A 17517-nucleotide genomic window follows, 5' to 3' on the forward strand; every position below is an offset into this window, starting at 1 on the left:
GAGTAGCTGATGTCTTCTACACACTCTCTCGATATCAAGCGCCGCTCGGCGACCACCACCCCCTCGCCCAGCGTGCGCGAAACGCACTCGGGCGAAGTGGCCAAGCTGATCGACGTCTCCAAGTGCATTGGCTGCAAGGCCTGCCAGACCGCCTGCATGGAGTGGAACGATCTGCGCGACGAAGTGGGCACGCTGGCTGCCGGCGTGTATGACAACCCGACCGACCTCACGGCCGACTCGTGGACCGTCATGCGCTTCACCGAGTACGAAAACGAGGCCACGGGCAACCTGGAATGGCTGATCCGCAAGGACGGCTGCATGCACTGCGAAGACCCGGGCTGCCTCAAGGCCTGCCCGTCGCCCGGCGCCATCCTGCAGTACAGCAACGGCATCGTCGACTTCCAGCAGGAAAACTGCGTGGGCTGCGGCTACTGCGTGACCGGCTGCCCGTTCAACATCCCGCGCATCTCGAAGAAGGACCACAAGGCCTACAAGTGCACGCTGTGCTCCGACCGCGTGGCCGTGGGGCGCGAGCCGGCCTGCGTCAAGACCTGCCCGACCGGCGCCATCCAGTTCGGCACCAAGGAGGCAATGAAGGAGCACGCCGAGCACCGCATCGCGGACCTGAACCGCCGCGGCTTCGACAAGGCAGGCCTCTACGACCCGCCGGGCGTGGGCGGCACGCACGTGATGTATGTGCTGCACCATGCCGACAAGCCCTCGCTCTACAAGGGCCTGCCGGATGATCCGAAGATCAGCCCCATGGTTGCCTTGTGGAAGGGCGTGGCCAAGCCGCTGGCGCTGGCCGCGCTGGGCGCGGCGGCCGTGGGCAGCTTCTTCCACTACGTGACCAAGGGCCCGCACGACGTGCCCGCGGAACTCGAGCGCGAGGAAGATCGCATGGAAGAACGGCTTGAGCAGCAGATGCTCGACAAGGAGGACGCAAAATGAAGCGCAGCCCCCGTGACCTCAAGCGCTACACCGCCGGTGAGCGCGCCAACCACTGGTTGGTGGCCATCACTTTCGTGCTGCTGGCGCTGTCCGGCCTGGCGTTCTTTCACCCGGCCTTCTTCCCGCTGACGCAGCTGTTCGGCGGCGGCCCCTGGACGCGCATTCTCCACCCCTATATAGGGGTGGTGATGGCGCTGGGCTTCGTGCTGATGGTGGTCCGCTTCTGGCGGCTCAACATCATCCGCGCACGCGACCGCCAGTGGCTCAAGGAAGCACCGAAGCTTGTCACCGAAGAGCACCATGTGATGCCCGAGCAGGACAAGTACAACGGCGGCCAGAAAGTGCTGTTCTGGCTGCTCGTGGCGTCGATGCTGGGCCTGACGATCTCGGGCGCGCTGATGTGGCGCGCCTGGTGGGACCTGCCGGTGGAGCTGGTGCGCGCCAGCGTCGTGCTGCACGCGGTATCGGCATTCGCGCTGTTCGGCCTGATCATCCTGCACATCTATGCGGCCATCTGGACGCGCGGCACGCTGCGCGCCATGGTCTACGGCACGGTGAACCGGGCCTGGGCCAAGTACCATCATCCTATTTGGTACCGTCGCATCACTGGGGAAAAAGAGTAGCACCCCCTGAGCCGCTTACGCCGGATGGCCGGCCCCGGCTTCCCCCTCTCAACCTTCGGTGGAGGGGGACGGCACCCTCGCTGCGGGGCGGCCCTTGCTCGGTGCCCCTGAGCTGGGGCCCGCCAGTTTCGAGGAATCCGCCCTGCCGCCGGACGCCATCATGGCGTGCCGGCGGCACTTATTTGGAAAGACACCATGCAACGCATTCTTCAACGCGGCGAGATCGAGGCCATCGACCAGATCAATTTCCCGCGCATACGCCTGCCCGAGATCGGCAGCCTGTTTGCCGAGCGCGCCGCGCGCCTGCGCCAGCTGGCCGCTGGCAACCCGATCGCCGACTACATCCTGTTTGTCGCGCGCATCGTCGACGCCCAGCACCAGGCGCTGGCCGCCCTGCCCGCGCCCCAACTGCCCACCGACGCCATTGCGCTGGCCCAGCAGCATTCCATGCCGCTGATGCCCGCGGCCGACCACCTCGATCCCGCCTGGAATCAGGTGCTGGACGCCATGCTCACCCGCCTGGAAGGCGCGCAAGGCCTGCCCGCGCCGCTGCAGCCGCTGATCACTTCCTTGCGCGAAATGCCCCGGGCCGAGCGCGAAGCCGTGGCCAGGCGCCTGCTGCAAAAGGAAGTGGCGGCGCGCGATGTGGGCATGGCACCGTTCGTGATGGCCGCGCTGCAAGTCGTTTTCACCCAGCGCGCGGCGCACCTGGCCGTGGGCGACGTGCCCTACACCGAGCCGGCATCGATCTGCCCGGTCTGCGCGAGCGAGCCGGTGGCCAGCGTGCTGCGCATAGGCGGCAAGGCCAACGGCCACCGCTATCTGCACTGCGGCACCTGCTGCAGCGAATGGCACATGGTGCGCGTCAAGTGCTCGCACTGCGAGTCGACCAAGGGCATTCAATACCAGGGCGTCGAAGGCCTGGGCGAAGTCGTCACGGCCGAGACCTGCGCGGAATGCGGCAGCTACCGCAAGGTCGTCAACCAGGAAAAGGACCCGCTGGCCGAGCCTTTGGCCGATGACCTGGCTTCGCTGATGCTGGACCTGCTGATGAGCGAAACCCGGTTCAAGCGTGCCAGCACCAACCCGCTGCTCTACGTCGCATTCGCCGAAGAGCAGGCCGATGGCGACCAGACCCTGGTCGACCCCGCAGCGGAATAAGCCGAAAATAGCCCGATGAGAACCGACCCCTTGGACCCGGCCGCGCCCGCGGCTGCACAGGACACCGCAGCGCGCCCCTGGCCGCAGCTGCCGTCCGTCGACAAGCTGCTGCAAAGCGCGGACGTGGCGCCGCTGCGCACGCAATACGGCCACCAGGCCTGCACCCAGGCCTTGCGTGAAACGCTAGACGGCCTGCGCGACCAGTTGCACGCGGGCATGGTGCTGGCGCCCGAGGCGACCGACTTCGCGCGCATCGCGCACGCCGCCCGCCAGCGGCTGGCCAGGCGCTTTGCGCCGCGCCTGCAGGCGGTCTTCAATCTCACCGGCACCGTGCTGCACACCAACCTGGGCCGCGCGCTGCTGCCCCAGGAAGCCGTCGATGCGGTAGTGCAGGCGCTGCTGAGCCCCGCCAACCTCGAATACGACCTCGCCACGGGCGGGCGCGGCGACCGCGACGACCTGATCGAAGCGCTGGTCTGCGAGCTCACGGGCGCCGAGGCCGCCACGGTGGTCAACAACAACGCCGCGGCCGTGCTGCTCACGCTGGGCACGCTGGCCGAAGGGCGCGAAGTGATCGTCTCGCGCGGCGAGCTCGTCGAGATCGGCGGCGCCTTTCGCATTCCCGACATCATGGCGCGCGCCGGCGCGCGGCTGGTCGAGGTCGGCACCACCAACCGCACCCATGCGCGCGACTACACCGAGGCCGTGTCCGCCGACACCGGCCTGCTGATGAAAGTGCATTGCAGCAACTACGAAGTCACGGGTTTCACCAAGAGCGTGAGCGACCATGAGGTCGCCGACATCGCCCATGGCCGCGGCCTGAGCATGGTCGTCGACCTGGGCAGCGGCACGCTGGTCGACATGCGCCAGTGGGGCCTGCCGTATGAGGTCACGGTGCGCGAAACCATTGCCGCGGGCGCAGACATCGTGACGTTCAGCGGCGACAAGCTGCTGGGCGGCCCGCAGGCCGGGCTGATCGTCGGGCGCAAGGACCTGATCGCGCGCATCAAGAAGAACCCGCTCAAGCGCGCGATGCGCGTGGGCAAGCTCACGCTGGCCGCGCTCGAACCCGTGCTGCGCCTGTACCTGCACCCCGAACAACTGGCCCGGCGCCTGACCACGCTGCGGCTGTTCACGCGGCCCGCGGCCGACATGCAGGCCCAGGCGGAAACACTGGCGCCCGCCTTGCAGGCCGCGCTGGGCCCGGCCTATGTGGTCGAGACCGCAGCCATGGCCAGCCAGATCGGCAGCGGCGCGCTGCCCGTGGAATCGCTGCCCAGCCACGGCTTGCGCATCCACCCGGCCTCGGGCCGCCAGGCCGGGCGCCAGCTGATGCAGCTCGAAGCCGCGCTGCGCGCCCTGCCCCGCCCGGTCATCGGCCGCATCCAGGCCGACGCGCTGTGGCTGGACCTGCGCTGCCTTGAAGCCGACCAGCAGGCGCTGTTTGCCGGGCAGCTGCCCTTGCTGGCGGCCCACGCGGCCTGAGCTTTCCCGGCGCCGCGCGCGCCTTTCTGAATTTCTGACGCTTTCAAGGCCTTCATGATCATCGGCACCGCCGGTCATATCGACCACGGCAAGACCACGCTGGTGCGCGCCCTCACGGGCGTGGACACCGACCGCCTCAAGGAAGAGAAGGCCCGCGGCATCTCGATCGCACTGGGCTATGCCTATGCGCCGCTGCCCAATGGCGACGTGCTGGGCATCATCGACGTGCCTGGCCACGAGAAATTCGTGCACACCATGGCCGCGGGCGCCGTGGGCATAGACCATGCGCTGCTGGTCGTGGCCGCCGACGACGGCGTCATGCCGCAAACGCGCGAGCACCTCGATATCCTGCAGCTGCTGGGCGTGGCCCAGGCCAGCATCGCGCTGACCAAGGTCGACCGCGCCAGCCCGGAGCAGATCGCCGCGGCGCGTGCGCAGTTGGGCGACCTGCTGGCCCCCACGCCGCTGGCGGGCGCGCCCGTTTTCGAAACCGCGGCCGCGCTGCCCGATGACCCGGGCGTCGCCGCGCTGCGCAGCCACCTCGAAACCCTGGCCCAGCAGATGCCCGCGCGCCCGCGCGGCGGCCTGTTTCGCCTGGCCGTGGACCGCAGCTTCAGCCTCGCGGGCCAGGGCACGGTGGTCACGGGCACGGTATTCGGCGGCGTGGTCGCCACGGGCGACAGCCTGGTGCACTCGCGTACCGGTCAAAGCCTGCGCGTGCGCAGCATCCATGCGCAGAACCAGGCCAGCGAGCAAGGCGTCGCGGGGCAGCGCTGCGCGCTCAATCTCGCCGGCCTGGGCAAGGACGAGATCCAGCGCGGCGACTGGATCGCCGACGGCGCGCTGCTGCAGGCCAGCGACCGCATCGACGTGCAGCTGCAGTTGCTGCCCTCGGCGCCCGAAATCCGCCAGTGGACGCCCGTGCACCTGCACCTGGGCACGGCGCATTGCACGGCCCATGTGGCGCTGCTCGAAGGCGAGCGCATAGCGCCCGGCAGCCGGGTGCGCGCGCAACTGGTGCTCGAAGCGCCGGTATTCTGCCTGCCCGGCGACCGCTTGATCCTGCGCAACGCCCAGGCCAGCCGCACGATTGCCGGGGGCACGGTGAGCGACCCCCATGCGCCCGCGCGCAAGCGCCGCAGCGCCGAACGCCAGGCCTATCTGCAGGCGCTCGATGCGCTGATCGCCACGGGCAGCGCCCAGGATCTGCTGGCCCGGTCGCCCCATGGCTTGCCGCTGTCGCACCTGGTGCGCCTGTCGGGCCGGCGCTGGCCGGCGCAGGACCTGCCCGCCGACTGCCTGCAGCTGCCCCTGGGCGCGGATACGCTGCTGCTGCCTACGCCCCGCTGGCAGCAGTTGCGCGACCAGGTGCTGGCCACGCTGGCCCAGTTCCACGACAAGCACGCCGACGAGCCTGGCCTGAACACCGCGCGCCTGCGCCGCATGGCCTGGCCCGGGCTGGTGCAAGGCGGGCACGACGCGCTGTGGCGCGGGCTGATCGACGGCCTGGTGCGCGACGCGCAGCTGGTCGCCAGCGGCGCATGGTTGCACCTGCCGGGCCATAGCGTGGCGTTGAGCGCCCAGGAGCAGATGCTTGCCGGACGCCTCTTGCCGTTGCTCGAGGCAGGCCGCCACGACCCGCCCTGGGTGCGCGACCTCGCGGCCGCCACAGGTGTGGGCGAAGACAGCGTGCGCCAGTTGCTGCGCAAGCTCACGCGGCGCGGCCAGGTGTTCCAGGTGGTCAAGGACCTGTTCTACAGCGCCACCTGCATGCAGGAGCTCGCGCAACTGGTGCAGACGCTTGCCGCCAGCGATGCACGGGCGCAAGTCGAAGCGCGCGCGTTTCGCGATGCCGCGGGGCTGGGCCGCAAGCGCGCCATACAGATCCTCGAATTCTTCGACCGCGTGGGCTATACCCGCCGCCTGCGCGACGCCCACTTGCTGCGGCCCGACGCCCAGGGCCAGTTCGCGCCGTTACAATAACGACGCCCGCCCGCTGCCCAGACGGGGCCGGGCACGAATGGAAGGCATGCACACCCGGTGGTGTGGCCGGGCTTCAAACCCGGTGAGGGGCGTCAGTCGCTCCTGGGTAGGTTCGACTCCTGCTGCTTTCCGCCACGCTTACCAGCTAAAGCATGCGCCCACGCGCGCGCAGGCAGACGACCGCCCCGAGGTCGTCGCGGCCACGCCCATGGACACCACGGTGCGACGCGTTTCGGTATTGGCCACCAGGCGGTTGAAGCTGAAGCCCATCGCCGTCTGGCCGTTATACGTCGCCACACCGCCGGTCACTGCGGTGTCGGACTTGGGCGCGAACGACACCGGCTGGCTCAGGGCCAGGGCCATGGCTACGCCGCCCGAGAGCTTCTTTTCCACCGCATTGATTTTCTGGTCGAGCTGCTGCACGCGGCCCTCCACGCCGTCGATGCGCGCGCCCAGCGGCGCCACGGCCGCATCGACCACCCCCTGGGCCAGCTCCTGGACCTGGCCCACATTGGTGGCATCGGTGGGCGCGATGCCGGCGGCCACGCCACTCACCACGACCGCCGCGCCCGTCTGCGAATCGGCGAACGCTGCGCCGTCATCGTCCAGTCGCAGATTGGTCGAATGCAGGCCGCCCGAAAGAACCAGCTTGTCTTCCTCGACCAGCACACCATGGGTATTGCCCAGGTGGTTGGTCAGGACCAGCGACTTCTGGGGTGAGGAAGACGGGCCTTCCTTCATGACCAGGGAATCGTTTGCAGCCAATTCCACATGATCGTCTGGCAACGCTGGCACCGCGCGGGTCACGAGGACGGGGGCCCGGACTGCCTGGACTGGCACCTCCACAGGGCCCCAGCGCGAACCCGGACGCTCGCTTGCGGGCTGCGCGGAACCCGACGCTGCGCCCTGCCGCGTGGCGGGTGGATTGCCAAAGGGAAGCCTTTTTTGCATGCTGGCCAGCATGGCTGGATTGAGCTTGCCGCCTTCGCTTTGGGTATTTGCTTGCGGGGCAGACGCCTGAGCCGCATGGATATTCTTGAGCTTGGCGGTGATCGGGTCGTTCTTTTTATTCTGCGTGATCGGCTTGCCTTCGAAATCCAAAGCGACCGCCGTTTGCGGTTGCTGCAAGCCAGCGCCGGCTTGTTTCCCATTTCGGGATTGTTTCACCAGATCGGCTGTCGACAACGAAATGGGCTTTCCATCCGCATCCAACCGCTGGATACGCTCTGCCGTGATGCGAACGTTCTCGCTGAGCTTCGCCATGACATCCGCATATTTCCCCAATTTTGGCGCATCGGCTTCTTTTTCAGTTTCAGTGGCGCTTGCCGTACCGGCCAGCATGAGGCAATAAGCCGTGACCAGGACGACCAGGGGACTCGAGCGGAAATGGGGATATGTCGACTTTTTCATATTCAATGGGTTGATGGCGCAGCCAACGCCGCGTAGACAAAAACAAAGAGGCATCCAGCAGATCGATCATCTTTACGTATTGCTTATCTTATATCGATAGCCATGAACTATCAACAGTTTTTTGCTTGTTGTTGCCATGCGAACAATATGTGGGCCTTGCCGCGACTGGCCATAATGACAAGCACAGCGTCTGCGGATGCCACCTGAACACGCCATTGCAAACACACCATGAACGACACCCAGAGCCCCAGCACCCCTCCCTGCGCCCCGCGCCTGACCTCGCTTTCGCATGGCGGCGGCTGCGGCTGCAAGATTGCACCGGGCGTGCTGGCACAGCTGATCGGCCAAAGCGCGCTGCCCAAGCAGTTCTTCCCTGACCTGCTGGTGGGCAACGAGACCGCCGACGATGCGGCCGTCTACCGCATCAACGATGAGCAGGCGATCGTCGCGACCACCGATTTCTTCATGCCCATCGTCGATGACCCGTATGACTTCGGCCGCATTGCCGCAGCCAATGCGCTGTCGGACATTTATGCGATGGGCGCAACGCCGCTGATGGCGCTGGCCATCGTCGGCATGCCCATCAACGTGCTGCCGCATGCGACCATCGCCAAGGTGCTCGAAGGCGGCGAATCGATCTGCCGCGAAGCCGGCATTCCGCTGGCTGGCGGCCACTCGATCGACTCGGTCGAGCCCATCTACGGGCTGGTGGGCATCGGCATCGTCAACCCCAGGCACATGAAGCGCAATGCCGACGCGAAGGCCGGCGACCTGCTGGTGCTGGGCAAGCCGCTGGGCGTGGGCATCCTGTCGGCGGCGCTGAAAAAGAATCTGCTGGACGACAACGGCTACCGCGCCATGGTCCAAACCACGACGCAGCTCAACCGCCCCGGCGCCGCGCTCGCGCAGATCGCGGGCGTGCATGCGCTGACCGACGTGACCGGCTTCGGGCTGCTGGGCCATGCGCTGGAGCTGGCACGCGGCGCCGGCCTCACGGCGCGCATCGACAGCCGCGCGCTGCCGCTGCTGCCCGCGGTGCAGGCCTTTGCCGAACAAGGCGTGGTCACGGGCGCATCGGCGCGCAACTGGGAGGCCTATGGCGCGCAGGTCGCGATTGGCGCCCAGGTGCCGGTGTCGCTGCAGGCCTTGCTGACCGACCCGCAGACCTCGGGCGGGCTGCTGGTGTCGTGCACGCCGGAAAGCGTGCAGCAGGTGCTGGACCTGTTTGCGGCCCAGGGATTCGCCCATGCCGCAGTCGTTGGCCGCATGGAAGCGGGCGCTGCGCAGGTCGTCGTCGAATGACCGACTGGCCCGGAATGCGTTGACGGCGCGTCGGTGGGCAGTTACTGCCCTGCAGGCCGGGTCTGCAAGCGCGAATAAAGCCCGCCCTGGGCCAGCAGTTGCGCGTGCGAGCCCTGCTCGACGATATGGCCGCGCTCCATGACCACCACGCGGTCGGCGTGTTCGATGGTCGACAGGCGGTGGGCAATCACCAGCGTCGTGCGGCCCTGCATCAGGCGCTGCAGCGCGTCCTGCACCAGCCGTTCGGACTCGGTGTCGAGCGCTGAAGTGGCCTCGTCGAGAATCAGGATGGGCGCGTTCTTGTAGACCGCACGCGCAATCGCCAGGCGCTGGCGCTGGCCGCCCGACAGCTGGGCCGCATTGTGGCCGACCGCGGTCTGCAGGCCCTGGGGCATGCGGCGCACATGCTCACCGAGATTGGCGGCTTCAAGACTGGCCCAGACCTTGGCTTCGTCGATTTCGGCGCCCAGCGTGACATTGGCCGCAATGCTGTCGTTGAACATCACCACGTCCTGGCTGACCATCGCGAACTGCTGGCGCAGGCTGGCCAGATCCCATTCGGCCAGCGGCCGGCCGTCGAGCAGCACTTCGCCGCTGGTCGGCGCGAGAAAACGCGGCAGCAGGTTGACCAGCGTGGTCTTGCCCGCGCCCGACGGCCCGACCAGGGCCACAACTTCGCCGGGCTGCACGCGCAGATTCACCTGTGCCAGCGCCGGCGCGTGGTCTTCACCGAACGCCACGCCCACATCGCGCAACTCGATCGCGCCCTGCGCCCGCGCCTGGCGGTGGGTGCCGCCCTGCTCGGCCTGGGTGCTGTCGAGCAGGGCCAGGCCGCGCTCGAGCGCGGCCACGCCGCGCGTGATGGGGTTGGCCACGTCGGCGAGCCGGCGTATCGGCGCGACCAGCATCAGCATCGCGGTGATGAACGACACGAAGCCGCCGACAGTGACGTCGTCGGCGCGCAGCGCCTGGCGGCTTTGCCACAGCGCAATGCAGATCACGGTCGACAGCGCGGCCGCGGCCAGCAGTTGCGTCAGCGGCGTCATCGCGGCCGAGGCGATCGTCGACTTCACCGCCAGATGGCGCAGGCGCTGGCTCAGACCAGCAAAGCGCTTTTGCTGCACTTCCTGGGCACCATGCAGGCGCACCATGCGGTGGGCGAGCACGTTCTCCTCGACGATATAGGCGAGCGAATCGGTGGCCTGCTGGCTGTCCTTGGTGATGCGGTACAGCCGGCGCGACAGCGTCTTCATGATCCAGGCGACGCCGGGCACGACCAGTCCGACAACGAGCGTGAGCTGCCAATTCAGATAAAGCAGGTAACCCAGCAAGGCGATCAGCGTGAAACTGTCGCGCGACAGCCCCATCATCGCCTGCACCAGCAGCGTCGAGCCGGTCTGCACTTCATAGACGACGGTGTTCGACAGGCTGCTCGCCGAATGGCGCGAAAACAGCGCCATGTCCGCGGCCAGCAGGCGATCGAACAGCGCGTGCCGCAGTGTCAGCATGCCTTCGTTGGCGATGCGCGCGAGCGCGTACTGGCCGACGAACTGGGCGATGCCGCGCAGCAGGAACACGCCCATGATGGTCACGGGCACGAGCCACAGCTGCAGGCTGCCATCGGTAAATCCGTTGTCCAGCAAGGGCTTGAGCAGCGCCGGGATCATGGGCTCGGTCGCGGCGCCGACCAGCATCGCCGCCACGGCCAGCACCCAGGTCCAGCGGCGGCCGCCAAAATAAGGCGCGAGACGCTGCAGGCGCTGGCGCATGCTCAAGGGACGCGAAGGCACGAGGGCTGGGGCTTCTGGGGCAGAGTGGGTTGCTTGCATGTGACGCGAATTTTACGGCCCCACGGCATGCCTGTTCATCCACTTACAGTTCGCCTGCGCCAGAGTGTGTAACATGCGTTCCGTAAGCACCGGGATTTACCCGGACCAAGAGTCGCTGACACAGCCCGACACGGCCCAGGAAATCGCGGGATTTGCGGTGGAGCCCAGGCGCAGTGCGAATCGCACGCGCCCAGGCAACGCAACGATGTGCCAAGGGTTGTGCTGGCCACACTAAGATGGTTGCCAATGACTATTGACCGAACTCCATCCACCTCCTTTTGCGCGGCGCTGCCGCAAACGATGCGCCGCAGCTTTCTCGCGGCGTTGGCTTCTTCTTCCGCGCTGCCGGCGCTGGCCCAGTTCCGGGTCGAAGTCACGGGCATTGGCCTGACGCAGTTGCCGATTGCGATCGCGCCGTTCCGCGGCGAACCCCAGTCGCCGCAGAAACTCGCGGCCATCGTGCAGGCCGACCTCGAGCGCAGCGGCCAGTTCCGCGGCGTCGACGCCTCGGGCACGCAACTCGATGAAACTTCGCGCCCCGACGTCGCGCTGTGGAAGCAGAAGATGGCCGACTCGCTGGTCACGGGCAGCGTGACGCGGCTCGCCGATGGCCGCTTCGACGTGCGCTTTCGCCTCTGGGACGTGGTGCGTGGCCAGGACCTGGGCGGCCAGGGCTTTGCCGTGACCACGGGCGACCTGCGCCTGGTGGCCCACCGCATCGCCGACTACGTCTACGAAAAACTCACCGGCGAGCGCGGCATCTTCTCGACGCGCATCACCTATGTCACCAAGGCCGGCAAGCGCTACAGCCTGTGGATTGCCGACGCCGATGGCGAGAACGCGCAATCGGCGCTGTCGAGCCCCGAGCCCATCATCTCCCCTGCCTGGTCGCCCAATGGCCGCCAGGTCGCCTACGTGTCGTTCGAGTCGCGCAAGCCCGTGGTCTACGTGCATGACGTGGCCAGCGGCCGCCGTCGCCTGCTGGCCAACTTCCGCGGCTCCAACAGCGCACCGGCCTGGGCACCGAACGGCGAGTCGCTGGCCGTGACGCTCACGCGCGACGGCGGCTCGCAGCTGTACATGATCAACGCCGAAGGCGGCGAGCCGCGCCGCCTGATGCAAAGCAGCGGCATCGACACCGAACCGGTGTTCTCCAGCGACGGCCAGACGATTTTCTTCGTCAGCGACCGGGGGGGCGCGCCGCAGATCTACAAGGTTTCGGCCAGCGGCGGCAGCGCCGAGCGCGTGACCTTCACCGGCAACTACAACATTTCTCCGAGCGTGAGTCCCGACGGCCGCTGGCTCGCGTATATTTCGCGCGTGGGCGGAGGCTTCAAGCTGCATGTGATGGACCTGAGCGCGGGCACCGTGGCCGCGATCACCGACACCACGGCCGATGAAAATCCGAGCTTTGCGCCCAACAGCCGCCAGATCGTCTACGCCACCCTGCAGCAGGGCCGCGAATCACTGATGACGACGACGCTGGACGGCAAGATCAAGGCGCGTCTCGCCGGCCAGGGCGGCGACATCCGCGAGCCGGACTGGGGCCCGTTCCTCAACCACTGACATTCTGTAGTTCTTTTTTTTCAACCATATCGCTGATGGCGTTCTGTCGAACGCCGCGGAGCTCTCCATGATCACCTTCAAACGCCTTTCCATCGCCCTGACCGTAGCCGCCCTGATGGCGGGCTGCAGCTCGGGCGTCAAGCTCGACGAAACTCCGGTCGAAGACAAATCCGCACTGACCAGCGGTGCCGGCGCCGGAGCCAACGGCGCCGGTGCAGGCCAAAGCGGCGTATCGGGCGTGGACCTGACCCAGTCGGGTGGCGACCAGGCCGGCCCCCAGGGCGTGAGCCGCATCGTCTATTTCGACTACGACTCGTATGTCATCAAGGCCGACGCCCAGGCGCAGGTGGAAGCCCATGCACGCTTCATCAAGGCTTCGCCCAGCCGCAAGGTCGTGATCGAAGGCCACACCGACGAACGCGGCGGCCGCGAATACAACCTGGCCCTGGGCCAGAAGCGCGCCGAAGCCGTGCGCCGCTCGCTGGGCCTGCTGGGCGTGTCCGATGCCCAGGTCGAAGCCGTGAGCTTCGGCAAGGAAAAGCCTGCCGTCCAAGGCTTCACCGAAGACGCCTTCGCCCAGAACCGTCGCGCTGAACTCTCCTACCGTTAAGTATGGCAATGCCGTTTTTCCGCACCACTTCCGTGGCCCGACTGGTACTGGCCCTGGCCTGCACCGCGTCCTTCGCCACGGCCAGCCAGGCCGCCCTGTTCGGTGACGACGAGGCCCGCCGGGCGATTATCGAGCTGCGCCAGCGTCTGGACGCCATGCAGCAGTCGAACCAGCGCGCCAGCGAAGACACTTCGCAGCTGAGGCGCAGCCTGCTCGATCTGCAGGCGCAGATCGAGACACTGCGCCAGGACCAGGCCCGGCTGCGTGGGCAGAATGAACAATTGCTGCAGCAGTCGTCCGAACTGCAACGCAAGCAAAAGGACATTGCCCAGGGTGTGGAAGAACGGCTCAGGCAGTTCGAGCCGGTGGCCGTGACGATAGACGGCCAGCAGTTCACGGCCGACCCTGCGGAAAAGCGCGACTTCGACGCCGCGCTCGAAGTCTTCCGCGGCGGCAAGTTCGCCGATGCCAACAAGTCCTTCAGTGCCTTCATCCGCCAGTACCCGCGCAGCGGTTACCTGCCGTCGGCCCGCTTCTGGCTGGGCAACGCACAGTACGCCGAACGTGACTACAAGGAGGCGATCGCCAACTTCAAGTCGCTGCTGACCGCGTCGCCCGAACATGCGCGCGCGCCCGAAGCCGCGCTGTCCATCGCCAACTGCCAGATCGAGCTCAAGGACACCCGCTCGGCGCGCAAGACGCTCGAGGACCTGCTCAAGACCTATCCCGGCAGCGAAGCCGCAGGCGCGGCCAAGGAACAGCTCGCGCGCCTGAAATGACCCAAGCACTGAGCACCGCACCTGCCGCTGCCCCGCCCGACCCCGACTTTCTGGCCCCCGACAACCAGCGCCGCTTCGGCGGTCTGGAGCGCCTTTACGGCGTGCCGGGCGCGGCGCGCATACGCGGTGCGCATGTGGCCGTGGTCGGCATAGGCGGTGTCGGCTCCTGGGCTGCGGAAGCGCTGGCGCGCAGCGGCGTGGGCCGGATCACGCTGATCGACCTGGACCAGGTCGCCGAATCCAACATCAACCGCCAGATCCATGCGCTCACCTCGACCGTGGGCCAGGCCAAGGTGGTCGCCATGCGCGAGCGCATCGCGCAGATCCACCCTGACTGCGAAGTCCATTGCATAGAGGAGTTCGTCGAGCCGGGCAACTGGCCGGCGCTGCTGCCCGCAGGCGTGACGGCCGTGATCGATGCCTGCGACCAGGTCAAGGCCAAGACGGCCATGGCCGCGCATGCCCGGCGCAACAAGCTGCTGTTCATCAGCGTGGGCGCAGCCGGCGGCAAGCGCCAGGCGCACAAGGTCGACATCGACGACCTGAGCCTGACCACCCACGACCCGCTGCTCACCCAACTGCGCTACCGGCTGCGCCGCGAACACAACGCGCCGCGCGACGGCAAGAAAATGGGCGTGGCCTGCGTCTTCAGCCGCGAAGCTGTCGCCCCGCCCGACGCGTCCTGCGCGCTCGACAGCGCCGACGGCACGCTCAACTGCCACGGCTACGGCTCGGTCGTGGCCGTGACGGCCACTTTCGGCCAATGCGCGGCCGGCTGGGTGCTCGATCAAATTGCGGCCACCGAGCCAAAAGTGCCTAAAATTCCATGCTAGAATCGAGTTCTTCGCTAAACAGAACAAACGTTTTGTGAAGCAGGTGGGGTCGTTAGCTCAGTCGGTAGAGCAGCGGACTTTTAATCCGTAGGTCGCGTGTTCGAATCACGCACGACCCACCAACCAGCACAAGGAAACCGCGCTATCAAACTGATAGCGCGGTTTTTTCTTTTGGGCTGGATGTAAGGGCGGATGTAAGACGATTTCGGAAATGCCGATCTGCTCAAGGTAGCCTAGCCCTTTCAGCTCAAATCCTGCGTTTGTTCTCACTTCTTGCTGTTTGGCGACGTCACAGGCGTCACACCCGTCACAGCCTTATTCCATGCGGGTTTGCGACGTGACGGCCCAAACGTCACGGCCGTCACAGGCGTCACATAACAGGCCGCAGCCATGCTTCGGTGCTCACGCGCGCGCAGGACGATTGACTACGGACAGAGCTGTGGAGTGGGTGGCCTAACCACAGGTGAGGTCGTCGCCGACCCTCGCACCTTCCAGGCAGGGCAGTTTATTTCATGCGCTGCTGGTGCTAATCAGCAGCCACTGGCGATCAGCGCTCATCAGCAAGCGCACCAAGCCGCGCACCGCCTACCCGGCTGCCAGCGCCAGCACCGAGGGCCGATCAGCGCTGGTCCCGCTTGGCCGTCTTGGGTCATTGACACTGACTTCAGATTTCAATGCCTCGAACGCAATGCTGGTCGAGGTCCAACGGGGAACTGGCGCCAGTCATGGCACTCCATGGTTTCCAGCGTCTCACGAAGGCGCGCGCAGGTCGACGAGTCCCCGGGCCAGACGCCATGTCTCAGAGAAGATCGTAGGCCCCATGACCTCATCGTCGATCCAAGCAATCAATTCGTCGTACAGCCGCCGGATCACGCTGAGATCAGCGGGTCTCTGCAATCGAGGCTGGACCCAGAGGCATAGGCGATCAAGTTGTTCGGGCGTCGCTTCAATCTTCATGTTATTCGCACGCGCTGATCCGAGGAACAAAAAGGGAAGCAACACGCACGTGTTGCTGGGAGCGACCAGCCCAAACAAATCGTGGGCGTGCAGCCTAGTCTCCGACGCGAGCGACAATGCGGCAAACCGGGGTTCCAGGTGCGATATGACCCGCTGGTTGCCTATCGAGCTGCTGATCATGCGAGCGAGCGCGGTGGCGAAGGCCGCATGATCGTATGGAGGCACCTGTTCACTTGCGAATCGAACCCTCGTACGAAGCCACCGATCCATGGCTTGCACTCGAGCGCCCTGGTTTGATGGATGAACGGGCCCCACCCACGTGTTCGACCGATCAAGTACGTCGGCGTTGCCCAGAATCTGCAGGAATTTTCCGGGGAGCTTCAGCCATTCGACTGCGGCAATGGCCAGCTTGTCTTCATAGTTTTGCGCGATTGCCACATCGTGATGACCCTCTGGCGGTTCCTCGTTTGATCCCTGCAGCCCCGCGACCCATTCGTTCCGCTGGAAAAGGGCTCTGAGGCCGCCGCCCTTCGTGCTCCATGCGACATCGAGCCAAGCATCGCCCAAGCATTCCGCGTGCTGGAGCCAAGGGCCGGCGAACTGCCCCGCCATCGATTTCAGAAAACAGGAGGTCTCAGGCCGCATATCCTCTATAAACACCACGGGTAGTCCCCCTGCCTTCCATGCCGCAATATCCTCGCGCACGGCAGCCTCTAAGCTCGCCAGCACCGTTGCTTCCAACCTCTCTCTGGCGGCCGTCGAGACCTTGTCCCGACTGAAATTGAGCCAAGCTCCCGCCGAACCCGACATCAAATCGATGTCGACCGAAACATTCGGAAAGTAAATATTCTTCGCTTCAAACTTCTGGCCTCGGTAGAAGGTCCTTAGCGTCCCGAAGGAATGGCGGCTTGTCTCCGGCCAATAGCTGATCTTCACCTCAGCGTTCGGGGTCCGGACGAAGCGCCAACGATTGATCACTAGCGACAACCGTTCACTGCTTTCCCGCTGGAAGGGGTAAAAGCCTGACAGCGTTTGCAGCCTACCCGCGATGGGAACCATCGCGTTTTTGCCAAACACGCTGATATGGTCGGCCAACTGGGCGGCGACATAGGGAAAGCGGTCGTCTAGGATAGGATCGAGTGAATCGACCAATCTGAACGCGATAGAACCGTCATCCTTATGCGGCACCGACCAGACCTTGGCGAACTTCTCTCGCTCAAAACTGAGTGTGATGGTCGTCCCTGTCGGCACCGAAACGTCATGGTCAAGCTGGTGCAAGACCACCAGACCCTCGCGGGCGCCGGTAGGGCTGTACATCGTAACTTCGAGAATGTCATTCGTGATCAGGCTTTTTGTTCGCAATGAAACCTGGTCGCAAAGCATGAAGATGCTTTGAAAGCCAATGCCAAAGACTCCCGATGGTTTCATCCACTCCGGCATGCCATCGATCGCACGTCGGCGGGCCGTATTGCGTCTAGACCCACCGATAAGGAGCATGTACTGAAGATCGTCTAGGCTGATTCCGGTGCCTGAATCTCGAATGGTTAAGGTCCAGTATGATGTTTCGCCGGCGTCGCTGAGGCTGCCTGCGGACTCGGTCAGCGCGACATGGATCGGTTCGTTCGAAAATAGCTTCTGTACCGCCGCGTCATCTGGCGAATCCCAGCAGCCATCCTCGAGCTTCGCTCGGTGGGTCATCCAGATCTTCAGCAGGGTTGCATCCACTGAGTTCTGAAGCAGCTCTCGAATGCAGGCGTACTCGCTCTCGTAAAGGTTGTTGCCCTGCAGCAATTCGATGGCATTCTGCGTGTCAAGAGTGAAGGCGGGCCGTTCGCCATTCTTGAGGATCTTAAGATTGCCGGCGAGTCGAACCGACACCGGCCCCAGCATCGGCAGCAGCCTGAATCACACCGGGTTTCGTGGAGGCATCAACTCTTAAGATGATGAAGCCATGAATAAGTCCAACAAGTTCTCTCCCGAAGTCCGTGAGCGCGCAGTGCGCATGGTGCAAGAGCACCGTGGGGAATA

General features: G+C 65.7%; 13 protein-coding genes and 2 tRNA genes. 12 read left to right on the plus strand and 3 right to left on the minus strand.

Annotation, left to right across the window (positions count from 1 at the left end):
* The first annotated feature begins 9 nt into the window (after positions 1-9).
* The 6 genes from fdxH (at position 10) to GVL12_RS23280 (ending at position 6338) form a co-directional block, all read left to right on the plus strand.
* A complete protein-coding gene (fdxH, locus tag GVL12_RS23255) occupies positions 10-951 on the plus strand; it encodes a formate dehydrogenase subunit beta (protein ID WP_159917947.1) in 942 nt (313 codons plus the stop codon).
* The gene (locus GVL12_RS23260) at positions 948-1574 is read left to right on the plus strand and encodes a formate dehydrogenase subunit gamma (protein ID WP_159917948.1); all 627 of its coding nucleotides are present in this window, start codon (positions 948-950) and stop codon (positions 1572-1574) included. Before fdxH ends, GVL12_RS23260 begins: the two co-directional genes overlap by 4 nt.
* 195 nt (positions 1575-1769) lie before the next feature.
* Positions 1770-2735, plus strand: coding sequence for a formate dehydrogenase accessory protein FdhE (fdhE, locus tag GVL12_RS23265; protein WP_159917949.1), 966 nt, complete (start codon positions 1770-1772; stop codon positions 2733-2735).
* A 15-nt stretch (positions 2736-2750) separates the two neighbouring features.
* Positions 2751-4220: an L-seryl-tRNA(Sec) selenium transferase gene (gene selA, locus GVL12_RS23270; RefSeq protein WP_159917950.1), complete on the plus strand. Its 1470-nt coding sequence runs from the start codon at positions 2751-2753 to the stop codon at positions 4218-4220.
* Between the two features lie 54 nt (positions 4221-4274).
* Positions 4275-6203: a selenocysteine-specific translation elongation factor gene (selB, locus tag GVL12_RS23275; RefSeq protein WP_159917951.1), complete on the plus strand. Its 1929-nt coding sequence runs from the start codon at positions 4275-4277 to the stop codon at positions 6201-6203.
* Positions 6204-6242: 39 nt separating this feature from the next.
* Positions 6243-6338, plus strand: a tRNA-Sec gene (locus GVL12_RS23280).
* A 3-nt stretch (positions 6339-6341) separates the two neighbouring features.
* Here the strand turns inward: GVL12_RS23280 and GVL12_RS23285 are convergent.
* Complete coding sequence (locus GVL12_RS23285) at positions 6342-7613, minus strand: hypothetical protein (RefSeq protein WP_159917952.1); 1272 nt, start codon at positions 7611-7613, stop codon at positions 6342-6344.
* Positions 7614-7841: 228 nt separating this feature from the next.
* On the opposite strand from GVL12_RS23285, the gene selD reads away from it, so the two are divergent.
* Positions 7842-8915, plus strand: a complete 1074-nt coding sequence (selD, locus tag GVL12_RS23290) for a selenide, water dikinase SelD (RefSeq protein ID WP_159917953.1) — start codon at positions 7842-7844, stop codon at positions 8913-8915.
* Between the two features lie 41 nt (positions 8916-8956).
* On the opposite strand, the gene msbA is transcribed toward selD, so the two are convergent.
* A complete protein-coding gene (msbA, locus tag GVL12_RS23295; protein WP_200844030.1) occupies positions 8957-10705 on the minus strand; it encodes a lipid A export permease/ATP-binding protein MsbA in 1749 nt (582 codons plus the stop codon).
* Between the two features lie 285 nt (positions 10706-10990).
* Here msbA and tolB point away from each other — a divergent pair, with 285 nt between their 5' ends.
* From tolB to GVL12_RS23320, 5 genes are all read left to right on the plus strand, one after another.
* On the plus strand, positions 10991-12310 hold the full coding sequence (gene tolB / locus GVL12_RS23300; RefSeq protein WP_159917955.1) for a Tol-Pal system beta propeller repeat protein TolB: 1320 nt from the start codon (positions 10991-10993) through the stop codon (positions 12308-12310).
* A 67-nt stretch (positions 12311-12377) separates the two neighbouring features.
* Complete coding sequence (gene pal / locus GVL12_RS23305; protein WP_159917956.1) at positions 12378-12920, plus strand: peptidoglycan-associated lipoprotein Pal; 543 nt, start codon at positions 12378-12380, stop codon at positions 12918-12920.
* A gap of 32 nt (positions 12921-12952) precedes the next feature.
* Positions 12953-13699 carry a tol-pal system protein YbgF gene (gene ybgF / locus GVL12_RS23310; protein ID WP_200844031.1) on the plus strand — a complete coding sequence of 249 codons (747 nt, stop codon included), beginning with the start codon at positions 12953-12955 and terminating at the stop codon, positions 13697-13699.
* The gene (locus GVL12_RS23315; protein WP_159917958.1) at positions 13696-14532 is read left to right on the plus strand and encodes a ThiF family adenylyltransferase; all 837 of its coding nucleotides are present in this window, start codon (positions 13696-13698) and stop codon (positions 14530-14532) included. The genes ybgF and GVL12_RS23315 overlap by 4 nt, the downstream gene beginning before the upstream one ends.
* 46 nt (positions 14533-14578) lie before the next feature.
* A tRNA-Lys gene (locus tag GVL12_RS23320) sits at positions 14579-14654 on the plus strand.
* 628 nt (positions 14655-15282) lie between these two features.
* Here the strand turns inward: GVL12_RS23320 and GVL12_RS23325 are convergent.
* Positions 15283-17379, minus strand: a complete 2097-nt coding sequence (locus GVL12_RS23325) for an ATP-binding protein (protein WP_159917959.1) — start codon at positions 17377-17379, stop codon at positions 15283-15285.
* Positions 17380-17517: the final 138 nt, after the last annotated feature.

The sequence above is a fragment of the Pantoea sp. 18069 genome, from assembly GCF_902706035.1.
Lineage (GTDB): Bacteria > Pseudomonadota > Gammaproteobacteria > Burkholderiales > Burkholderiaceae_C > Comamonas.